Origin of the sequence: Neobacillus soli NBRC 102451, assembly GCF_001591665.1 — a bacterium.
Taxonomy (GTDB): domain Bacteria; phylum Bacillota; class Bacilli; order Bacillales; family Cytobacillaceae; genus Neobacillus; species Neobacillus soli.
The window spans coordinates 1-21,751 of the sequence record NZ_BCVI01000068.1 but is presented as its reverse complement, the minus strand read 5'-3'; the positions used below and the strand labels follow the sequence as shown (position 1 = coordinate 21,751).

The following is a 21,751-nucleotide window of genomic DNA, read 5'->3' as shown; positions in this document are numbered from 1 at the left end:
CGTGAAGGAATTTAGTTTTGCGCAAAACTTTTCCATTATTGCACTTAACGCCCAGAATAGTCTCCATTTAACGACCGCTAAAATAGTATCCTTACGCTGTATGGCTGCAGCCGTGATGTTAGAAAAATACTTGGATAAAGGTTTTACAAAGGCAGGGGAAGTCCTTACTATAACAACAGAGGACTTGCAGTCAGCGGCGATTCCGACCTATCAGGAATCAGTTGTAAAGGTGATTTTGGGTAAAAAAGAAACAATGAGTCTGACGCTTCCAGAGTATCTGCGGAAGGTTACGAAATTATCCGGAAAGATGCTGAAAGAGGTTGAACATGGTTTTGCCATTTCCTTAAAAGAGGAAAATGCGATAGAGGAAATTCCGGCACTGCTTGGTTGTGATTTAGAGTATGTAACGGCGGGTATTTCGATGAGGGAATACCGCAGCCAAACAGATCTCTATAGAAGAATTGCAGAAAGTCTCCGTGCTGAGAGCTTAGAAGAGGGAAACATGACAGACGAAGCCATTCTGATGCTTTGGTTATTACGCGAAAGCGGCTGTCTTTATGATCTATTCTCTAAGATTGAATTAAAAAGAGTTGCAGAGCGGATGATTGAAATGCTAGACAGCAGTGCGTTGGCAAAGCAGATTTACCCAGTCATAATTCATAAATCTATTGAAACAGCGGTTAAGAACTTTCTTAATATGAAAAAGGAAGTAATGTCCACGCCAACAGGTTCGGGAATTAACTTTATTTTTCCATTAATTGAACGGTCGCAATCCGTTTTTATTGATACAGAAGAGTATTTTGCAAATAAGGAAGATCGTTTGCGTGATGTAATAGCAAGGCTTGAAAGCCAAGGCCACCACTATTCGGTCATCCGTACGGGAGAAGTACCGCTTATCAAGATTGATAATGTCCTGTATGAAGCCGTGCCGTCAGCCAAGCAATATCCCGTTCCTGTTCACGGTGTCCGTTTAAGAAAACACCCACTATCCTTATAACAAGGGGGTTAAAAAAATGTCCCGGCAACGGTCGATAGAAAAAATACTAGCATCCCAATTTATCTCAATCGGGGAACTTGTACGCTTAACCGGCTGTCGTTACAGCACCCTTAAATTCTATACAGAAGAAGGGATGCTTCCTTTCGAGCAGGAAGAGGAAAAATTGACCCGTCGTTTCCCCAGAGTAGAAGCCATTGATACAATTAAGGAAATACAAGAATTGAAAAAGCAGGGGCATAGTATTCCGGAAATAAAAGCAAAGCTAAACAAAGGCACCTGACCCTTGTACAATTAAAAAAGTGGGTCAAAACTTCTGTCATTTGCAGTACCGTTTTGACTACCAACATTATTGAGCTTTATTTGCTGGTCGATAAAAAGCTGCTGATTCCTACATCTACGATCAAGAGGGTCCGCACTTATCGGTTGGGGGATTAGGTTAAGCACTCGTGTTGATAAATAGGCGGAAAAATTTCGCCTATTTAGTAATTATTATAAAAAAAAGCTTAAATAGACGGAGAGATTCCGCCTATTGACTCGAAAAATACGAAAATCGGAGATTTTGCTTTGCATAATCGGAAAACCTCCCCTTATTTACCCCGAAACAAGCTCCATTCTGCATCTAACCGGAAAATCTCCGCTTATTTTACGTTTGCTGGTTACTCTTATTTAAAAGGTAGTAAGTTTTATCTCAAAAATTCAAGAGGACCTCATTTTGATGTATTACGGTGAAAACGTATCACAAGAAAGTGAGGTTTTAAATAAATAAGGTTATTGTATTCCTAATAAAGAAACTCGCCAATTATTACAGCGAGTTTTACTTTTTTATATACTAATAACGATGCCAATAGGACTGTCATTTCGGCACGTATTTTAAGAAAAGCACCTCAAAAAGGATACTTTACGGTGCCTGACACCGTACTATAAACCTCGGTACATTGTCCACATTCCTATATCTTTAAAGCCAAGTCTCTTATAAATGCGGCCCGCTGCAGGATTATCATAAAAAAGACAAAGTGTTTTGCCCTCGTCTAGGACATCTTGAAATAATTTATGCATGATAGATGTGGCTAGGCCTTGGCGGCGGTATTCCTTCCTAGTGCAGACACCGACAATCATAGCCGACAGGGAATTTTCCGCTGTTGTTGAAACACAGGACGTGATGACACCATTTTCGGCGGTATAGTAAGTTCTTGCTGTGTTGGATTCCATCGCCTGAACTAATATCTTGCGTGCATCACTTCTGACATGAAATTCTTCAATTGATTTACGAAGTTCAATAATTTGATCTACATCCTCGATTGTTGCCTTTTTAAACTCGACATCATTAGCAATTAGGCATTCATCAGTGAGACATTCTGCAAAATAGGTGACTTGCTTCTTACCAAGTGTTAGGTCTTCAAAGTTTTCGAATTTCTCGACAATATCGGACTTTCCTGATAAAAGAATAGGTTGGTTATACCGTTTCATAATCGAAACAAAGCCCTCTGTATCGAATTCTCCCTTGGCATAAGGAATAAAAGATTGATGAAATCTTAGAAGAACAGCTTTTATTGTATTCAGATCATCAAACTCTGCCCAAATTTCCTGGAATTCTGAAGTGTATCCGAAGGCTTCTAAATCCCCTATGATAAATAGATTAATAGATGGTTCCTCACTTAAAAAAGCGAAGACCTGATGTTGGTCTTTGTCTGCAAGCTTTCTAATCACGTCACATTCCCCCTTGCTTTTAAATAGAATATACACAAGGTTCGAAAACTTCAAGTCCCTTTTTGAAAGGTACCACTTTTGAGAGATTCACACACCATTACTAATAAAAGGGAAGGGGGGGATAGGGGTACTTTCTCTGAATCTTGACAGAAAGCAGGTTATCTACTACTATATATTTAGACGTCTAAATACTTTTCGCATAGTGTAAACAGAAATAATTAGGAAATCTTTATCATAGAAGGGCTAAATAAAGGAGCTGGGTTCAAATGGAAAGATTATTGAATAAAGTGGCGATTGTTACCGGCGGTGCGTCTGGAATCGGAGAAAGCATGGTAGATCTTTTTAGCAAAGAAGGCGCCATTGTCATCGCAGCCGATATTAATGAAGCCGCACTTGAAAGAGCAAGTCAAAAGGAAAATGTCTATGGAATGAAACTAAATGTTGCTTCCGAAGAGGATTGGGTGCAACTGTTAAAGGAAGTCAAAGAGCGTTTTGGGCGAATTGATATTCTCGTTAACAATGCCGGTATTTCCTCTGAAAAATCTGTGCAAGACATCCATATTGATGATTGGCAAAAAATGCTGACAATCAATGGGTTTGGACCATTCCTTGGCATGAAGCATGTTGTTCCTTATATGAAAGAACAACAAAAAGGATCGATTGTAAACATCTCTTCTTATACGGCACAAATCGGAATGGGCTTTAACCATTATTCAGCATCTAAAGGGGCAGTTCGTGCAATTTCCAAAGCAGCTGCAACACAATATGGACGCTTTGGAATCCGCGTCAATACCCTGTTCCCTGGAACGATTGAAACTCCGATGACGAAAAACTTAGAGTCATCGAAGGAAATCCTGAAACACTTAGTTGCAATGACACCTCTGCAGCGACTAGGCAAACCAGAAGATGTTGCCAATGCCGCCCTTTTCTTAGCAAGTGATGAATCCTCTTATATCGCTGGAGCTGAATTGGTCGTTGATGGCGGTTATTCCGCTCAATAATTGAGATTTCTAAAAAGGTCCCTTTTCAACAAAGGGGCCTTTCCTATATAGTTAAATGAGTAAATTTTTTTGAAAGCAGGGGTATCGTGGAAAATCCATCTATCTTTGAACTCATCCATATGATGGATAAGGTGAACAATCGATTAATCATCGAGTGGAATAAAACGTTCAATGAAAATATAGGCATCTCACATATATTAGTTTTGGCTCATTTGAAGAATCATGGCAAAAGCAGGCCGTCAGATATAGCGAAAGCTTTAGGATTAGCTCCTCCCTCGATTACACATTTATGCGAAAAATTAATCAAAAAAGAACTCGCTGTTCGAGTGACAGATGAAGAGGACAAGCGAATTCTTTATTTAGAAATTAGGGATAAAGGGCTCACAATTTTAACGAAAGCACAGGACGAAGGGAAAGAGCTGCGAAAACAGTTGTTTGAAAAATTAACCACCGAAGAACAGCAACATCTTTTAAGCATCTATGCAAAATTAATCTAAATGAATAAGTGTCAGGCACCATCTGTTTTTCTGGACAGTGCCTAGCACATGATAATTTCGAACTATCTCCTATCTATGTCAACTTTCCCTTTTTAATATATCCTTTACTACATCCTCTACGGTTACATTCCCCAGTGACTTTTCCATGGCAAGCTGTGCTTCGGAAAAGAGCGGGCCGATGGTATCTTGAATATTTCTTCCTACAAGACAAGCTGGATTCGGGCTTTCGTGTACGCTAAAAAGTGCTTTTTCCTGAACCACGTTTACAGCCTTATAAACATCAAGTAAGGTAATCTCCGATAGATCCCTTGCTGGTTCTGCCCCTGCAATCCCGGGTCTGACGTTGACTAATCCGGCATTTTTAAGCATCCCGATAATTTTCCGTATCACAACTGGATTGGTATTTACACTTTTTGCAATAAAATCTGAGGAACTCACGCCACCTTTGTTGATCTCCAATAGAGAAAGTATATGAATTCCGACAGAAAAACGGCTGCTGATGGACAATGAATTCGCCCCTTTACATAAAATATCTTCATTAGTATAAAGTATAAACGATTTAGTATAAATAGGAACCAGTAGTTCGAAAACCAACTTTTGAAATAACATTGTTTCACTGTTGACAAATACCCCGGTTGTAACTTATATTATTACATGTAATCAAATTAGTTACAATGAAATCAAAGTAAGTAATGGAGGAGAATAAAAATGAAAATAGCTATTATTGGAGCAAGTGGAAAAGCGGGAAGCTTCATCCTTGAAGAAGCGCTTGAAAGAGACCATAAGGTAACAGCGATTGTTCGAAACGCTGCTAAACTTCAAAATCAACAGGCAGCTGTATTGGAAAAAGATGTTTTTGACTTAAAAGCTGATGACGTGAAAGAATTCGACGTTGTTGTCAATGCATTTGGTGCGGCACCTGGGCAAGAGCATCTTCATGTGGAGGCCGGCAGAGTATTAATCGAGGCAATGAAAGGCGCACCTCAAACAAGATTAATCGTTGTTGGTGGAGCAGGAAGTCTGTTTGCGGATGAAGCCAAAACCATTCGTGTCATGGATACTCCTGATTTCCCGAAAGAGTTTTATCCAACTGCATCAAATCAAGGTAAAAACCTTGAGGATTTGCAAAAAGCGACGGACATTAAATGGACGTTTATCAGCCCATCAGCGTTCTTTAATCCTGAAGGCAAAAGAACGGGTGCTTATCAACAAGGGAAAGATCATATCATGGTAAATGCACAAGGCCAAAGCTATGTAAGCTATCCAGATTTCGCCATCGCTGTCATAGATGAAATTGAAAACCCACAACACATAAATGAACGATTTACGCTAGTTTCAGAAGCAGAATAAAGGCTTTTGATCTAGTTTTTAACCCCACAACCAAGTCTTATACAAGCGAGTTATTAAGTATAAAAAAAGAGTATAGTCAAAAAGAAAAACCACCCCGTCGTCATTAATAGCGAGGTGGTTATTTTAGTGCTACGTATTCTAACAACCCAAGAGCAGAGCTTGTTCACAGCGAAAAAGCAGATAATAATTTCTACATAAAACACGAAAAGAGGAGCCCAAGAGGCTCCTCTTTTCGTGTTCAAAAATCAATACCAATGGATGGGGTTTAGCCTTGCGAAAAAGAGGGTAACCAACCAATAGAGCAAATGACACAAGTTGTCTGCTTCACCTAATTTCGCCTACTGAAGAAAGGAGATTGATATCCAGCATGAGGGTTAACAAAAAGTTCATTCTGCCATTATTTTTCACGATTGTCAGCCTGCTTTCTGCATGTGCAGAAAAAGATAAGTTAACGGATGGGACCGAGCTGATACATAAGAATCAATTTATTTTTGCGGCATCCGGTGAGTTTAAGCCATTTAGTTATATGAACGATGATCTCACAATGACAGGCTTTGATGTGGAGGTTGGCGAAGCCATTGCAAAAGAGCTTGGCCTCAAGCCCATTCAGAAACGGATGAAATTCAAAGGAATTGTCGAAGGGATAAAAACAGGGCGTGCGGATGCCGCAGTTGCCAGCCACACCATCAATCCACAGCGGAGCAAGCATGTTTCGTTCACTACGCCTTATTACTATTCAGGTCCGCAAATTTTCACCAGACCAGACAGCAACATTAAGACGGTTAAAGATTTAGCCGGAAAAGAGGTTGCTGTAGCGAAGGGTTCGACTTATTCCGATACAGCCGCAAAGTTTACGGACAATATCAAAACATACGATAGCGACATCACCGCTTTAAAGGCGTTAAGCACCGGACGCCATGATGCTGTTATCACAGATTTTGTGACGGGAAAAAGCGCAGCAAAGGAAGGTTTTAAAATTAAGGGCCAGCAATTAATTGAACGCAGTGAACAGGCAGTCGTTATTCCGCAGGATAACCCCCAATTATTAAAACGTGTAAACGAAGCGCTTGAACAACTTCGAAAAGATGGGACATTATCCCGTATTAGCAAAAAGTATTTTGGTGAAGACATTACCAAAAAGCCTGAATAAAAATAGAAAGGAAGTCGATTTTTTGCCAAGTTTAGCACATTTTCTTCATATACTTGCCGAAACAAAAGGGCTATTTCTCAATGCCCTGCTCTTAACCTTAAAGCTGACGGTGGTATCAATATTAATCGGAATCGTCATCGGACTCTTCTTTGCCCTTTTAAAAATATCCAAATTCAAAATAGCAGGGTTTATTTCTGATACATACGTATACCTGGTGCGGGGAACTCCGCTGATTGTCCAAATTTTCATCTTGTATTTCGGTTTAAGCGGCATCTTTTTGCTCCCTGACTTTTGGGCCGCTTCGCTAGCCCTGGCCCTTCATAACGGCGCATATATAGCCGAGATATTTCGCGGAACCATCCAGTCTGTCGACAAAGGGCAAATGGAGGCCGGCCGCTCACTTGGTATGACAAAAGCTCTGACGTTAAGACGGATTATTCTCCCACAGGCCTTTCGCCGTGCCCTGCCGCCTTTAGGTAACCAGTTTATCATCGGATTAAAGGATTCTTCGTTAGCGGCATTTATATCAATGAATGAATTATTCAATGTTGCCACAACGCTCGGTTCCAATAACTTTGATGAAATGACTTATTTACTAATCGTAGCGGTTTACTACTTAGTGCTTGTAGCACTAATGACATTTGTTGTTAGCCGAATTGAAAAGAGTTTAGCAGTAAGCGACAGATAGGAGGGAAAATTTTTGGATGCAAAAGAAATGATTAAAATAGACAACTTGAATAAGTCTTTTGGAGATTTACATGTCTTAAAAAATATAAACATGACGGTTTACGATAGTGATGTGGTTTGTTTAGTAGGGGCAAGCGGGTCAGGAAAAAGCACCTTGCTTCGCTGCTTGAATTTTTTAGAAAAGAAAGATAGTGGGAAAATAATCATTGGCGAGAGAGAGATTATACCTGGCACGCATAACCTCAATAAGGTCCGGCAAAAAGTAGGGATGGTGTTTCAACATTTCAACTTGTTCCCGCACAAAACCGTTCTCGAAAATATCATTGAAGCACCCACCATGGTAAAAAAAATACCAAAGGATCAAGCAATCGCTGAAGCAAAAGTACTCCTCAGTAAGGTTGGCCTGGAGGATAAGGCTAATGTTTATCCTAGTAAACTATCAGGAGGGCAAAAACAACGGGTGGCAATTGCCAGGGCGCTCGCGATGGAGCCAGATATTATGCTTTTCGATGAGCCGACATCGGCGCTCGATCCCGAACTCGTCGGTGAGGTTTTAACGACAATGAAGGAGCTGGCCGAAGAGGGGATGACAATGGTCGTTGTCACGCATGAAATGGGTTTTGCCAAAGAAGTCGCCGATTGGATTGTCTATATGAATGAAGGAAAAATCGTCGAGTTAGGAAAACCGGAGGAATTTTTCAATCATCCAAAAGAGGAACGCACCAAGGAGTTCTTGAGGACTACGATGCTGAAATAGGGTAATAGTTTTGAAAAGGGCCTGACCCCCGAGGGGAAGGCTCTTTACTTTTTGTGGAAGTTATCAGGAGCTTTGTATTCCTATCGTTTGACAAAAGCCTTATAATTACGAATAATATCACTAACAATTCGAACTTATTTAGGAGAGAAAAAGATGAAGGTCTATGTTGATGCAGATGCTTGTCCGGTAAAAGATATTATCATCTCCGAAGGAACATATGCGGAACTTCCTGTTATCCTTGTGACGAGTTTTTCGCATTTTTCTAATGCGGACCAACCATCAGGAGTCGAAACCATTTATGTTGATTCTGGAGCAGATGCGGCGGATTATCGAATTATGAGGTTAGCGGTGGCAGGGGATATCATTGTTACGCAGGATTATGGTCTTGCTTCGCTAGGTTTAGCAAAAGGCTGTACAGTCCTTCACCATATGGGGTTTACTTATACAAATGAAAACATTGACCAATTATTACAAACACGTTATCTAAGTGCAATGGCCCGCAAAGGCGGAAAGCGTACTAAGGGACCAAAGCCCTTTACAGCAGAAGATCGGGAGCAATTTAGGGCTCTTTTTAAAGAAGTCATTTCTTGTTAAAAATAAGCATACTGGCGGAAACACTTTACATCATAATAGAAGTAATAGAAAAACTTCATTTTATTGGAAAGTAGGTTTGCAGATGTCTCTCTCGTTGGTTAAAGGACAAAAAGCCGATGTTACCAAGACAAACCCACATGTAACAAAAGTAAATGTGGAGTTAGGTTGGAATACGGCCGCCACTATAGAACTCGATGCTTCAGCGTTTTTATTGACGGGGAATGGAAAGGTAAGGAGTGATGCCGATTTTGTCTTTTACGGACAGCCTTCATCCACATGCGGCTCGGTAACAAAAATAATTGGTGTAAATAATAGTCGTCAACAATTCCAAGTTGTTTTTAATAACATTCCTACTGAAATTCAAAAAGTCGTCTTTTCGCTTACCATCTATTCACCCAATCAATCCTTCCGTCAAGTTTCTGATATTAGTTTGAGAATTCTCGATTCGCAAACAGGGGCGGAAATCATTCGTTTCCCTTTGCCAAACACATTCTCAGAGGAAACGGCGATTGTCATCGGTGATTTATACCATCATTCAGGGCAATGGAAATTCAATGCAGTCGGTGCTGGCTATTTCGGCGGGCTTGCGGCTCTGTGCGGTTCATTTGGTGTGGATGTGGAGGAAGAACAGCCAGCAGCTGCTCCATCCATACATATACCTGAAAAACAACCCAAATCACAGCAACCCGTTATTTCACCGGAACCAACAATTCCTATTGTCAACTTGGCAAAAATTGAATTAAAGAAAAAACAAACCGTAAATATTAAAAAGTCACAAAGGATTACGGCTACATTAGAGTGGGAAACCAATAAAGACCTCGACCTGTACTGCTTTTACGTAATGAAGAATGGTCGAACGGGTAAGGTATATTACCGTGATTTAGGCGCTTCTAATCATTTCCCCTATATAAAACTAGATGGGGATGCGCAACAATTTGGTAAGGAAACAATTGAAATCTATAAAACCGATGAATTAGCCTATGTTTTATTTGCTGCCTACAGTGCTGTCGGAAATGGGGTTGGCAGCTTTTATTCGATGCGAGCGAAAGCTGTCGTTGATAATCATATGGGGAATGTCGTGGTCGCTCCACTTCTTGAGCGTAATGACAATGCTTACTGGGTCGCAATAGCCCAAATTGATTTTACCCAGCAAGGGGCAATGAACGTCGCCCATGTCGAACGGTATTCCAAAGATCATTCAGAGGCTTCACCCCTGTTATTTCCTGATGGGACCTTCAAAATGGACGTTGGCCCCATCGAATTTAAAGATGATGAGGATTATGATCATTATTTTAATTGAGGCGAAAAATCTTCCTATCTGATTGGGAAGATTTTTTGGTAATTCCAATTATTGCATCAAAGGGCCGTTTTATTATCATTTTAATATTCTTCTTCTTCAGAATAAGCTTCCGATGTCGTATCTATGCACTCCCAACATTCACTCCTATTCCTCTCCATGATTGACAATTCTCTTCCACAAGAAATGCAAATATCCATAGGTGAATCCCCTTTCATGTGAAAATGGTTAATGACATGTATAGTATATATATTCATTAAGGCTAATTTATATTTCTTTTTAAGCATTATCGAAAGTGGGTGCCTGACACCCAGTGTGTCAAAGTATGGACGAATTGGGGGTCTGGATACTTATTCCCAGCTGCTGAAAGCTTTGTGCGGAAAATGATTAAAGTGTTATAATGGAGGCAATGAAAAGGGGGGGATATACATGGAGAAGGAGATTATGGCCTTACTTCAGCAAATGAATGGTAAGCTAGATAATTTGGAAGGTACTTTGAAAGAGCACAGTGGAATTTTGAAAGAGTACGGTGAAACTTTAAAAGAGCATAGCAGAATGTTAAGCGCCTTAAGGACAGGACAAGAATTTAATAAGGCTGAATTAAGTGAAATGAAACTTCAAAATGCTAAAGATTTAGGCGAAAATAAAGAGCACTTAAAAAGCCAAGAAGACAGCATTGAACTATTATTAAAAAATACTTGGAAAAATAAGGAAGATATCTTAAAGATTCAAAAAATATTGGGGCTTTCTTAGCATCAAGTTAACATTGAAAGGTAAAGAAGTTGTAATGGACCTTCTTGGCAAAGGAATGACAATAATAATAATAATAGTTTCTTTTCGTATTTTTTCGCGTAAATATCTTCCATATCCCATGAGACATGAAGAAATTAAATACTCCACATACCTATCACATCCCAATATAACTTCAATAGAAATCCTCAATCAGGGCCAGCCAGCCAAAGCAGAAGTGATAATTTAATGAATAAAAAGTGTGCCTATCCTCCTATTACTAAGTGGGACAGGCATTTTTTTCGTTTTTCAAGGGAAACGTTGAAGTAGAAGTGCTCTACTTCAACATTCAAGCTCAAAATCCAGGGAAACGTTGAAGTAGAAGTGCTCTACTTCAACATTCACGCTCAAAATCCAGGGAAACATCGAAGTAGAAGTGCTCTACTTCAACATTCACGCTCAAAATCCAGGGAAACGTCGAAGTAGATGAGATCTATTTCAATATTCTTGCTCAGAATCTAGGAAAACGTCGAAGTAGAAGAGTTCTATTTCAATATTCTTGCTCAGAATCTAGGGAAACGTCGAAGTAGAAGTGCTCTACTTCAACATTCTTGCTCAGAATCTAGGAAAACGAAGAAGTAGATAGCTGTGGTGCCTAACACCTGATGCGCTAACGCTTTATCACACTGGGCAACAGGTATTTTTTACAAATCCGGCTCCAAAAATGAAACTTTTCTAAAATAAAACAGTATAATGTAATGATTTGGTTTTTATCAGTTTCAGAATTAAGGGAGGATTGTTCCAATATGAGTATTATTTCAAGATTTAAAGATATTATGGCGAGCAATATTAATGCTTTATTAGATAACGCAGAAAACCCGGAGAAAATGATTGACCAGTACTTAAGAAACCTTAACAGCGATTTAGGGAAGGTAAAATCGGAAACGGCATCAGTGATGGCAGAAGAGCAGCGATCAAAACGACAAGTAGATGAATGCCAGGATGATATCGAGAAAATGGAACGTTATGCCATTAAGGCGTTAGAAGCAGGGAATGAAGGAGATGCGAGGAAGTTCCTCGAGAAGAAAGCATCAATGGCCGCTAAACTTTCCGAATTGCAAGCAGCTTATCAATTGGCTTCAGCGAATTCTCTGCAAATGAAACAAATGCATGATAAACTTGTTGCGGATATAGGTGAATTGGAATCGCGCAGAAATATGTTGAAAGCAAAATGGTCAGTGGCTAAGACCCAGGAACGAATGAATAAGCTTGGAGCATCGACAGCACATTCTGGCCAGTCGATATCTGCATTTGAGCGATTGGAAGAGAAGGTAAATCGTGCACTGGACACCGCCAATGCCATGGCGGAACTAAATGCAGGTCCGAAAGACGAGATGGGGGACTTAACAGCAAAGTATGATGACAAAATGAGTGTTGATGTTGACAAGGAACTAGCGGCCTTGAAGGAAAAAATGAAGAAAAACGGTTAGGGTCTGTCAAAGCTGCAGCTACTTAAGCTGCAGTTTTTAAACGCCTTCCTTCTATAAAAATGCTCGATACAAAAGAGGTGCGGAAAACATGATTCTTCATTATAAATGCCCCAGCTGCGGGAGTGATATGGGCTTTGATTCGGAATCAGGCGAGTTATCTTGTCAAAGCTGCGGCAGGCACGAAACGATTGAAAATTACCCGGAAGACTTGCTGACGTCTTCATTTGAAGCCGACGAGGCGAATGAGTACCATTGTGAGAATTGTGGAGCTGTTCTTATCACTACAGCGGAAACAGCCGCAACAAGCTGCAGTTATTGCGGGGCTGGTGTCGTCATTGCCGATCGATTATCGGGTCATCTTGCACCAAGAAAGGTGATTCCTTTTACGATTAATAAGGAAGAGGCAACGAAGGCGTTTCAAAAATGGTGCAGAAAAGGGCTGCTAACTCCGAAAGGCTTCATGACTGCTGATCGGATCAAAAGCATTACCGGGATCTATGTTCCATTTTGGTTATTTGATTTAAATAGTAAGGTGCAAGTAAATGCAGCCTGTACAAAGGTCAGAACCTATACACAGGGTGAATATATTTATACAGAAACAAGGTATTATGATGTCTTCCGCGATATTAACCTGGATTATATCAAGATCCCTGTGGATGCATCGGAAAAAATGAATGATGGATTGATGGATAAATTAGAGCCATACCCCTATGATCAATTAAAAGACTTTAAAACTCCGTATTTGGCAGGCTATATTGCTGAGAAATACAATTATACAGACGAAGAACTGCTTCCAAGGGCGAAAGATAGAATCAGCGGTTATATTGAGTCCTATATTTCTTCAACATTAACAGGCTATCATTCCGTAAATGTAAAGAATAAACAGATTGATACGAGAAATGTGAACAGTTTTTATGTTTTACTGCCTGTATGGATGGTCAGCTATGATTACAACAAGTCTGAGCATACCTTTGCCATGAATGGACAGACGGGAAAGATAGTTGGTAAACCGCCAATCAGCACTGCAAAGGTTGCCGGGTGGTTTAGCGGCATCGCGGCTGGTACCTTCTTTGCTTTAAAATGTGTCTCTTATATGATGGGAGGCGGTTTTTGGTGAGAGGAAGTTTTGTGCAAAAACGCAGTCTTTTATTCTTTTTGATGACACTTATGCTACTTCTGCCTCTGGGGCTGTCGGTTAAGGCTGAAACATTTGATCGCAATCAGTATATATATGATTATGCCAAGCTGCTAACAGATGAAGAGGCAGCAGAACTTCAAATTTTGGCAAGTGAATTGGGCAAAGAAAGGGAGACCGCTTTTACCATCATCACGTTAAATGAAACGGATGGAAAGGACATCGTCCAATATGTAGAGGATTTCTATGATGATAATGCCCCCGGCTATGACCAGCCGCATGGAAATACAGCGATTCTAGCGATCAACATGCAAGAACGGGATGTGTATTTGGCAGGGTTTAAGAAAGCGGAGCAGTATTTGGATGATGGACGCATGGATCAGATTCGCGATAAAATTACCCCTGATTTATCAGAGGGTCATTATTTTCAGGCATTTTCCGATTATATCAATACTTCCTATGAATATATGGGTAATGAGCCAAATGATAGCCCGAATGGATCTAGCGACTATGGAACGGGTGGAAGTTCGGAAGGGTACAATAGCTACGATTCGGGGACCAATCAGGAAAATATATTTTTCCAATGGTGGTTCCAATTAATTGCCTCGTTCATAGTGGGCGGTATAGTTGTAGCGATTATGGCCTATCGCTCAGGCGGCAGGGTGACGGTAGACGCCCGAACCTATATGGATAGTGATCAATCTAAAGTAATTAGCATGTATGATAACTATGTAAGGCAAACTGTGACAAGGCAGAAAAAACCGTCTAATAATTCGAGCAACGGCGGAGGCGGTGGAATTACCGGTGGTGGTCACTCACATAGCGGCAGTAGAGGTAAGTTTTAACGAATCACTATTTTCAAGCGAACGGAAGGGAGCAGATGATCGATGTCTTTTTTTAAAAATCAATTTGCAAATGTAGTAGAATGGCAAGAATTTCGAGATGATATGATTTTCTATAAATGGAGTAATCGTGAAATAAAAAAGGGGAGTAAATTGATCATTCGGCCTGGTCAGGATGCGATCTTTTTTAACAATGGAAAAATCGAAGGAGTATTTCGGGACGATGGCGAGTATGATATCGAATCGCAAATCATTCCTTTCTTATCTACCTTAAAGGGATTCAAATTTGGATTCAATAGTGGTATGCGTGTAGAAGTGCTGTTTGTGAACACGAAAGAGTTTGTGGTGAAATGGGGCACTCAAAACGCGATTAATATGCCAGCGCCGGGACTTCCGGGAGGCATGCCGATTCGAGCGAATGGAACATTTACTTTTAAAGTGGATGATTATATTGCTTTAATTGATCAAATTGCCGGTGTGAAGGATCAATATGTGGTGGAGGATGTTAGAATTCGCATTACATCGATCCTAGACCAGCTCCTGATGAAATGGATTTCAAAGGAAGGGAAGGATATGTTCAATCTTCAGGCTAACTCCTTCGACATTTCTAAAGGGATCCAAGAGGATTTGGATATGCAAATGATAAAAAGCGGCATGACAATCACTGGATTTACGGTCATGAGCTTCAGCTATCCAAAAGAGATTCAAGACATGATTACTAAAAATGCTTCACACGGAATGGTTGGCAATGTTGATCGATATCAGCAAATCGAATTGACTGATGGCATGGCCTCTGGAAAAATGAGCGGAGGCGGGGCAGCATCTGATATGGCTGGGATGATGATGGGGATGAATATTGCGGGCAAAATGATGAATCAAATGAATCAACAATCCCAAAATCAGCCTGCTCCATCGCAAACCACCCAGCCTTCTTCACAGGCAGGGGCGGGTGATGGCGCCCAAAAGAGACCAAACTTTTGCCCGAATTGCGGTACTAAAACAGGCGAAGGCAACTTCTGTTCAAACTGCGGGCAAAAACTTAATTAATTCCAAAATTACAAGGAAAGGCGCTGTTGGATGAACAGCGTTTTTTACTTTTCATAGTTTAATGGTGAAGAAAATTAGTTAAGCTAGCAATTAGATAAGTAGGTAGAAAATGGGGAGCTGTGATGAATGAAGAGTTACCAGATTCGTACATATGAAGAAGCCATTGAAGTGATTGAGGAAATTGGTTTGCTGCCTTTGGCAAAACTAGTACCTGATTATCCCTCATTAGATAGTATTACATTAAAGGAGCATTGGCATAGCGGTTCAGAGCTGGACCCGTGGATGTGGCGTGCAAAATTCCCGGTTGACGGCGTAGCGGCATACGGAAAGTTTATCAAGAAAAAGTCTGTTTTGATTTCACGTGAGCTGCTTCCATTAGTCAGCGCTGTTTTAGGTTCCCAGCGTCCATTGAAACAACGATATGCCGATGGGCTGGTTTCAAAAGAAGCTTTAGAATTGTTCGGTCATATTCGAGAGGAACCAGGTATTGATACAAGAGTGTTACGGTCGAAAGCGGGAATGAGAGATAAAGAAAAGAAAAAGCCGTTCGATCATGCCTTGTTAGAATTGCAAGGGTCGATGGATGTCGTTGTCTCAGGGACGAAGGCAAAGACCAATGAACTAGGTGAAAAGAATGGCTGGAGCAGCACGTCATTTGAGACCATGGATTATTGGGCGGAAAGTAACGATGTTAAACTAGCGGGCATTGATGTGGAAGAGGAAAAGAGGAAACTTCATGACCATTTTTTCCGGATCAGCAGCCCTGAATCCATGAAAGCTTTGGGGAAAATTTTCAAGTTTTAACTGACTTCATCGCTTAATTGTTTTACGGACAGGCTGATTTTTCAGGTGGAACGGGTTCCAATAAGCGCGATAGGACCCCTTTACCCTGATTTTTCTGGTAGAACGGGCTCCAATAAGCCCGATAGGATACCTTTCTCCCGATTTTTTCCGACGGAACGGGTTCCAATAAGCGCAATTGGAACCCTTTATCCTGATTTTTCCCTCGGAATGGGTTCCAATAAGTCCGATTTAATAATAAAAGAGAGCCAATATAAAAAAGGCAGAAGGAAGTCCCCCCGCCTATATGCTATCCAATATTCGCAAGCATTCTTTCACAAAGGCTGGTATGTCATCCGGCTGTCTGCTGGTGACTAGCTGGTTCTGGCATACAACTACTTCTTTATCATGCAAATTGCCGCCTGCATTCTTTAAATCGACTTGAATAGATTTATAGCCTGTTACATCACGCCCTTCAAGCGTCTCAGCAGTGATTAGCAGCTGGGGTCCATGGCAAATGGCAAATACGGGCTTTTTAGCATCCATAAATGCTTTAGCAAAACGCACAAAACGCTCGTCCGCACGAAGGATATCTGGTGAAAAACCTCCAGGAATGAAGAGCGCATCAAAGTTTTCTGGAGAGACATCATCAATACTTTCATCAATGACCACTTCACTTTCTCCCTGCTTCCCCTTCACTGTTTTTCCCTTTTCCATTTCAATTGCGGTTATTTTATGGCCCTTTTCCTTAAAGGACTGAACCGGCTCAGCATATTCGGAATCCTCAAAATGATCCGTTACTAAAACAGCAATTTTTTTGCTCATAACAATCAACTCCTAATCTAAGACTAAAGATTAAAGTACCCTTCATTACAATGGTTCAAACGGGTAAATGGAAAATATGTACAGACTATGACATCTTACTGGAAATACTGCTGCTTACTTGTTGCAAGGGATCAATCTGGTCAGATGGATTAGCAGAAGCGGCTGCCGTTTTGGTCGGAGATTACGATTAAGCGGGCGATTCGGGGATTAGAGGGCAAGGGGTATTGCTATCGGCAAATTGGCATGCCGTAATGCTTGATACTGGTGAAGCTTCTAAAGTCGGGATACCTACTTACACCTAATGATTGAAGAGACTTCTATTTTTTAGTGGGAAGAGGAACCTGTCCCTCTTCCCACTCTTGGTGCCAATCAGACTGAATGAAGCATGAAATTCGTTAAAAAGAGGATGGATATAATAAATATCGGTAGGGAAAGCTCGTTCTGTTTGTTTGTAAAAAGCTTTACCAGCGGGTATGCGATAAAACCGAATGCAATACCGTCAACAATGCTGTAGGTTAACGGAATCATGATAATAACGAGAAAGGCAGGAAATGCTTCGGAAAAATCGCTAAAATCAATATTTACTACATTGGTCAGCATTAAGCCTCCGATAATAATCAAGATTGGTGCAATGGCGGTGTTAGGCACCAATTTGATAAAGGGCATGAAGAAAAGGGATAACAGGAATAATAAACCTGTTATAACAGCGGTTAATCCTGTTCTTCCGCCTGCTGTAATACCTGCTGCGGTTTCAACTGTCGAAACAGCAGGACTTGTGCCAAAAAGTCCGCAAACAATGGTAGAAATAGAAATGGCTTTTAATGATTTCCCGTTTTTTTCAGGTGCTTGAAGCATTCCGTTTACTTGGGAATGCAGCAGGCCGATATTTTCAAACACGAGCACTAAAAACAGTGAAAAGGCAGCGGTCCATAACGAAAAGGCATCTATTTTTCCGATATCCGCACTTAAAAATACATACTTGTATTCTTTGAAAGATACAAAGCCGGTATCTATTGCCGAAAAATGAACAAGTCCAAAGAAATAGGATACAACCGTACCTAAAATGACACTAATTAAAAAGTTCCCCGGAATCTTCTTTAAAAATAAAAAGAGGGTGATAATCAGGTTGATAATGGAAGCTAGCACTAGCGGCGTCGATAAATTACCTAGCGCAACAAAATTGGTTGAGTTCCCGACAATAATTCCGCTCTTTTGTAAGCCAATAAAGGCTATAAATAGGCCAATTCCAACGGTAATCGATTCCTTTAAAGAATGCGGAATCGCCGTTGAAATAATTGTCGATAATTTTGAAAAGGCGACAATAACGAAGAGGATACCGGCCAATACAACGGCCCCTAATGCTTCCATATAATTCAGGCCCATTGAACCTACAATTGTATAGGTAAATAAGGCATTAATGCCCATTCCAGGCACGATGATTAGTGGGGCGTTTGCGATAAACGCAACTAATAAACATCCAATTAGCGATGATAGAACTGTTGCAATAATCCCAGCTTCAAGTGGTATCCCTGCATCCTGGAGGATATTTGCGTTAACGGCAATAATATAGACAATGGAAAAAAACGATGTTAACCCCGCTAGAACCTCCTTTTTCAAATTTGTATTGTGCTGCTTAAGTTTGAATGCTCCCTTCATATGTTAATCACACTTTCGCGTTGCTCCCTCTCCCACCCGCATTAAGTAAATAGTTTATTTTAACTTATGCCGGTAAATATTATAACACGTAAAATGGCTGGTACAAGTCTTTCATTTGTATTGAAACTCCTGAATGTGACTACACTGTCCTATTGTAGGACTAGCACACAGCAATGGGAGTTGGTCTATTTTGTGCCTTGTTAATCTATTAGGAAATAAAAAGTTCTAATTAAAGCAATCTAAAGGTTTCGTAAATTCGATTGTCTTTTCTAAAAATAAAAAATAAGATAAACACAATAATAATGAAATTGCATAGGAGGAGAACTAAATCTTATATGATGAGAGGAAGGTTTGTATGGATATGATGAAAAAAAGTCTAAGTTCTATTTTACGCCTAATCCCTAAGATTCTTCAAAAATTTTTAAATTTTACTCTCGTATTGCTGGCGATTATTTTATCGATTTTATTAGTGAAGGAAATCATCATTTTCGCTGATATTTTAATTTCAGATGGCAGCCATGACTATAAACTTTTTTTTGACAATATTCTTTTGTTCTTTTTATATTTTGAGTTTATTTCTATGATTGTTAAATACTTTAAAGAAGAATATCATTTCCCAATTAGATATTTTCTCTACATTGGTATCACAGCAATGGTCAGATTAATCATTGTTAATCACGATCACCCAATCGATACATTGATTTATTCGCTTGTCATTTTAATCCTCATTATCGGTTATTTCATTATCAATATAACTCCACGTGAACGACCTGATAAGCATTGGTCCTTTAAAAATAATAAGGGAAAGTAAACATAAAAAGAGCACACTAGGGGGGGCAGAAATCTTTTATTTGGAGGATGAGGAATCAAGAATATTTTTCGCCAGGGGTCTGCCATCCTTGTATGTACACTCCTTCCTTTAACACAGGTTATGACCTATATCATTTCTTGGCAGAAAAATTATAAATAACTTTAGATAAAAGAAAAATTGGGTGATATCGAAAGTTGGTGCCTGACACCCGATGCGGTAATGCTTTATCACACTGGGGACTGGCACCGTTCTAAGTTTTTTATTTTGATGATGGAGCTGGGTTAAAAATATGACTTAACTTTTCATAAACGGGTAATGTCGGTGCGATAATAACTTTCCCGGTACCTCTAAATGTTTGGAGCAGACCTTCGCCGGAAGCAACAGAGCCGAAAATGCTTTTTGTTGATTTTTCAACGGTAAAATCAATGTTTCCGAGCCGGAAAAGCGTGAAATTCCCGTCCACTTGAACCATTTCATTTTGAAGTTCAAACTCCACTAGTTCCTCTTCCGGAACAGGGATTTCAAATAGACAAAATCCGCTTCCAGATACTTTTGTTTGAAATAATCCTTCACCGCCAGCAATGGCAGAGGAAACATTTTTCATTGCCTGAACAGAAACAGAAACGCTCGATTCACAGCAATAAAAAAGACCTTTATCCGCAATGATTTCATCGTTATTAAGTTCTACTATCATATAGTGTTTAAAACTTGGTTCTAAGTAAATAATACCGCTGCCTTGGTATTGCGGTTTAATCATGGATTCATTGGCTAAAACACTGGAGGCTAAACCCTTTAAAAACCCTTTTGCACCAGTTCCGCCTAAACTTTTTAACGTAATATTCCCTTTCATAAACTGTAGTGCACCGGATTCAGCGGTAAGGGAGCCGTTTTTGAGTGTAACCCTAACTTGTCTTAATTTAATATTTGATTTTTGCGCAAAATATAGCTTTTCGGCAACAGAAAAATTATCATTCCCGCCTAAACTCTGATATTCTAAAACCTCAATTTTTATATTTTGATTTTCGACAAAACTAACCACTTGATATGCTTCAGACATCTCAATTTCTCCTTTTTCACTTTTTATATATTTTGAGTAAATTTCATCATTCCAAACTTTGGTCTGCCTAAGTTTTCAAGAGAAAAAAGGAGAACCTACAACAGTTCAAAATGTATAGTGATTAGACTCCACTCAGAGATGAAGGGAAAAACCTCCCTATATCTTGTATTATAGTATAAGAAGATCCATTTTTCATGGAGGAATGGAAATATACAATGCCAACAATCTTTGTTGTGGTGCCTGGTGCTTTTTTTATACTTCGACAAAATTCGGGGCACCTCAAAAAATAAAATAGAAAAATAACAATCGGTGGATATGGAAAGTGGAACCCAAACCTGAAAAAAAGTGAAAGAAAGCTGTCCAAAGTCCCCGCGTCACAGAAGTAAATTTAAAACATAAGATGGATTACAGAAAAGAATGAGAAAAAAGGGGAGGACTATGGAGTGCCTTCAGTCATTAATTTAGGAATATTTAATGTTAACTCTCCACAGCCCAGCTCAGCCATCTTTATTGGAGAATCAATTGTTACCGGGATGGACGCCAATAGAAAATATAATTTAGGCTTTGGGGGTATTTATGGATTTGGAAATGTGATGGCCGGAAACTTAGCCAATAATCTAGATAGCTATGAGGTTATTGACGGGGCAATCTTTGACAATGATATTAAACCAAATTTTGGTCCAAATGTATAATATTTAAGCGATATTCCCCAAAATATTTCTTTTGGCCAGTTCTGGATTGAAGAAAAAAACAACAAACCCTTATTTTAACTGGGGTTTGTTGTTTTTTTTTGTTGGGCTTTTTCTTCCATTTGTTCTTGTTTGATTTCTTTCTTTTTCTTCGGGACGCGCTCGTAATTGGTTAATGAGGCAGTAGCATGATCAAAGGTGTTCCGATCTCCGTGGATATTACCTAAGCCCTGGTTATGTTTTTTTCTGCTCTTGAAGTCTTCGATAAAATTGTTTCCTATACTAAAGCAAGAAGCCTCTTCAATGGTCCCGATTTTGATGGTCCCGATATGAAAGGTCGGGGATAAAATGGGGGAAGACATGAATTATTCAGCCTCCCATGTTTCTTTGTTTTTCACCCAACAATTATAGGTTAACTTATTTTCATTTCCAGACAAGGTTCCAACTGCTTCGTTTATCGTCGTTTCACAAGAAAAATGTTTGTGTCGGTTTTTGTCACCAATGAAAATACCGGCAGCTGTTTTCAGTTGGTCTACGGTAATATTCCCGAATGTCATTTCAATCATATGCAGGATCTCCTTTCCTTTCTTTAAGTGATAAGAAACTATAAAATTTCGACTTTGAGAATTATCCAGCCCCAGCGCCCTAGCGTC

General features: G+C 39.9%; 24 protein-coding genes and 1 pseudogene. 18 read left to right on the top strand and 7 right to left on the bottom strand.

Annotated features, from left to right (window positions below):
• The first annotated feature begins 1 nt into the window (after window position 1).
• Together BSO02S_RS22765 and BSO02S_RS22760 are read left to right on the top strand one after the other, a co-directional pair.
• Window positions 2–997 carry a hypothetical protein gene (locus BSO02S_RS22765; RefSeq protein ID WP_066073102.1) on the top strand — a complete coding sequence of 332 codons (996 nt, stop codon included), beginning with the start codon at window positions 2–4 and terminating at the stop codon, window positions 995–997.
• 16 nt (window positions 998–1,013) lie between these two features.
• Window positions 1,014–1,277, top strand: a complete 264-nt coding sequence (locus tag BSO02S_RS22760; RefSeq protein ID WP_066073099.1) for a helix-turn-helix domain-containing protein — start codon at window positions 1,014–1,016, stop codon at window positions 1,275–1,277.
• A 638-nt stretch (window positions 1,278–1,915) separates the two neighbouring features.
• On the opposite strand, the gene BSO02S_RS22755 is transcribed toward BSO02S_RS22760, so the two are convergent.
• Complete coding sequence (locus BSO02S_RS22755; protein WP_066073096.1) at window positions 1,916–2,704, bottom strand: GNAT family N-acetyltransferase; 789 nt, start codon at window positions 2,702–2,704, stop codon at window positions 1,916–1,918.
• 266 nt (window positions 2,705–2,970) lie between these two features.
• Here BSO02S_RS22755 and BSO02S_RS22750 point away from each other — a divergent pair, with 266 nt between their 5' ends.
• A complete protein-coding gene (locus BSO02S_RS22750; protein ID WP_066073093.1) occupies window positions 2,971–3,705 on the top strand; it encodes an SDR family NAD(P)-dependent oxidoreductase in 735 nt (244 codons plus the stop codon).
• A gap of 86 nt (window positions 3,706–3,791) precedes the next feature.
• Window positions 3,792–4,202 (top strand): MarR family winged helix-turn-helix transcriptional regulator, encoded by a 411-nt coding sequence (locus tag BSO02S_RS22745; protein WP_066073090.1) that lies wholly within the window; start codon window positions 3,792–3,794, stop codon window positions 4,200–4,202.
• Between the two features lie 78 nt (window positions 4,203–4,280).
• Here BSO02S_RS22745 and BSO02S_RS22740 read toward each other — a convergent pair whose 3' ends face one another.
• Entirely contained in the window at window positions 4,281–4,709 is a 429-nt protein-coding gene (locus BSO02S_RS22740) for an Rrf2 family transcriptional regulator (protein ID WP_066073087.1), read from the bottom strand.
• 201 nt (window positions 4,710–4,910) lie between these two features.
• On the opposite strand from BSO02S_RS22740, the gene BSO02S_RS22735 reads away from it, so the two are divergent.
• The 12 genes from BSO02S_RS22735 to BSO02S_RS22680 all read left to right on the top strand — a co-directional run bounded on the left by BSO02S_RS22735 (window position 4,911) and on the right by BSO02S_RS22680 (window position 16,084).
• Complete coding sequence (locus BSO02S_RS22735; protein WP_066073084.1) at window positions 4,911–5,552, top strand: NAD(P)-dependent oxidoreductase; 642 nt, start codon at window positions 4,911–4,913, stop codon at window positions 5,550–5,552.
• Between the two features lie 367 nt (window positions 5,553–5,919).
• The gene (locus tag BSO02S_RS22730) at window positions 5,920–6,702 is read left to right on the top strand and encodes a transporter substrate-binding domain-containing protein (RefSeq protein ID WP_066073081.1); all 783 of its coding nucleotides are present in this window, start codon (window positions 5,920–5,922) and stop codon (window positions 6,700–6,702) included.
• A 22-nt stretch (window positions 6,703–6,724) separates the two neighbouring features.
• A complete protein-coding gene (locus BSO02S_RS22725) occupies window positions 6,725–7,390 on the top strand; it encodes an amino acid ABC transporter permease (RefSeq protein WP_066073079.1) in 666 nt (221 codons plus the stop codon).
• Between the two features lie 27 nt (window positions 7,391–7,417).
• Window positions 7,418–8,146 (top strand): amino acid ABC transporter ATP-binding protein, encoded by a 729-nt coding sequence (locus tag BSO02S_RS22720; protein WP_169802790.1) that lies wholly within the window; start codon window positions 7,418–7,420, stop codon window positions 8,144–8,146.
• A gap of 153 nt (window positions 8,147–8,299) precedes the next feature.
• A complete protein-coding gene (locus BSO02S_RS22715) occupies window positions 8,300–8,740 on the top strand; it encodes a YaiI/YqxD family protein (protein WP_066073074.1) in 441 nt (146 codons plus the stop codon).
• A gap of 82 nt (window positions 8,741–8,822) precedes the next feature.
• Window positions 8,823–10,040, top strand: coding sequence for a TerD family protein (locus tag BSO02S_RS22710; protein ID WP_066073071.1), 1,218 nt, complete (start codon window positions 8,823–8,825; stop codon window positions 10,038–10,040).
• Between the two features lie 426 nt (window positions 10,041–10,466).
• Window positions 10,467–10,790 (top strand): hypothetical protein, encoded by a 324-nt coding sequence (locus BSO02S_RS22705; protein WP_066073068.1) that lies wholly within the window; start codon window positions 10,467–10,469, stop codon window positions 10,788–10,790.
• 782 nt (window positions 10,791–11,572) lie between these two features.
• Window positions 11,573–12,256: a PspA/IM30 family protein gene (locus BSO02S_RS22700; protein ID WP_066073065.1), complete on the top strand. Its 684-nt coding sequence runs from the start codon at window positions 11,573–11,575 to the stop codon at window positions 12,254–12,256.
• A gap of 88 nt (window positions 12,257–12,344) precedes the next feature.
• Window positions 12,345–13,373 (top strand): TFIIB-type zinc ribbon-containing protein, encoded by a 1,029-nt coding sequence (locus tag BSO02S_RS22695; protein ID WP_066073062.1) that lies wholly within the window; start codon window positions 12,345–12,347, stop codon window positions 13,371–13,373.
• Window positions 13,370–14,236: a TPM domain-containing protein gene (locus tag BSO02S_RS22690; RefSeq protein WP_235846985.1), complete on the top strand. Its 867-nt coding sequence runs from the start codon at window positions 13,370–13,372 to the stop codon at window positions 14,234–14,236. The genes BSO02S_RS22695 and BSO02S_RS22690 overlap by 4 nt, the downstream gene beginning before the upstream one ends.
• Before the next feature lie 42 nt (window positions 14,237–14,278).
• Window positions 14,279–15,280: an SPFH domain-containing protein gene (locus BSO02S_RS22685; RefSeq protein ID WP_066073056.1), complete on the top strand. Its 1,002-nt coding sequence runs from the start codon at window positions 14,279–14,281 to the stop codon at window positions 15,278–15,280.
• A gap of 126 nt (window positions 15,281–15,406) precedes the next feature.
• Complete coding sequence (locus BSO02S_RS22680) at window positions 15,407–16,084, top strand: AlkZ-related protein (protein ID WP_066073052.1); 678 nt, start codon at window positions 15,407–15,409, stop codon at window positions 16,082–16,084.
• A 279-nt stretch (window positions 16,085–16,363) separates the two neighbouring features.
• Here BSO02S_RS22680 and BSO02S_RS22675 read toward each other — a convergent pair whose 3' ends face one another.
• Window positions 16,364–16,885 carry a type 1 glutamine amidotransferase domain-containing protein gene (locus BSO02S_RS22675; RefSeq protein WP_066073049.1) on the bottom strand — a complete coding sequence of 174 codons (522 nt, stop codon included), beginning with the start codon at window positions 16,883–16,885 and terminating at the stop codon, window positions 16,364–16,366.
• Between the two features lie 369 nt (window positions 16,886–17,254).
• Window positions 17,255–18,541 (bottom strand): NCS2 family permease, encoded by a 1,287-nt coding sequence (locus BSO02S_RS22670; RefSeq protein WP_066073045.1) that lies wholly within the window; start codon window positions 18,539–18,541, stop codon window positions 17,255–17,257.
• Window positions 18,542–18,896: 355 nt separating this feature from the next.
• Here BSO02S_RS22670 and psiE point away from each other — a divergent pair, with 355 nt between their 5' ends.
• Window positions 18,897–19,352, top strand: a complete 456-nt coding sequence (gene psiE, locus BSO02S_RS22665; protein WP_066073042.1) for a phosphate-starvation-inducible protein PsiE — start codon at window positions 18,897–18,899, stop codon at window positions 19,350–19,352.
• 259 nt (window positions 19,353–19,611) lie between these two features.
• Here the strand turns inward: psiE and BSO02S_RS22660 are convergent, their stop codons facing one another.
• Window positions 19,612–20,409 carry an AIM24 family protein gene (locus BSO02S_RS22660; RefSeq protein WP_066073039.1) on the bottom strand — a complete coding sequence of 266 codons (798 nt, stop codon included), beginning with the start codon at window positions 20,407–20,409 and terminating at the stop codon, window positions 19,612–19,614.
• A 443-nt stretch (window positions 20,410–20,852) separates the two neighbouring features.
• Here BSO02S_RS22660 and BSO02S_RS22655 point away from each other — a divergent pair, with 443 nt between their 5' ends.
• Window positions 20,853–21,101, top strand: a complete 249-nt coding sequence (locus BSO02S_RS22655; protein ID WP_066073035.1) for a hypothetical protein — start codon at window positions 20,853–20,855, stop codon at window positions 21,099–21,101.
• A 74-nt stretch (window positions 21,102–21,175) separates the two neighbouring features.
• On the opposite strand, the gene BSO02S_RS22650 is transcribed toward BSO02S_RS22655, so the two are convergent.
• Window positions 21,176–21,460, bottom strand: coding sequence for a hypothetical protein (locus tag BSO02S_RS22650; protein WP_066073031.1), 285 nt, complete (start codon window positions 21,458–21,460; stop codon window positions 21,176–21,178).
• A gap of 3 nt (window positions 21,461–21,463) precedes the next feature.
• Window positions 21,464–21,751 (bottom strand): annotated as a pseudogene (locus tag BSO02S_RS22645) (hypothetical protein); the annotation flags it as partial.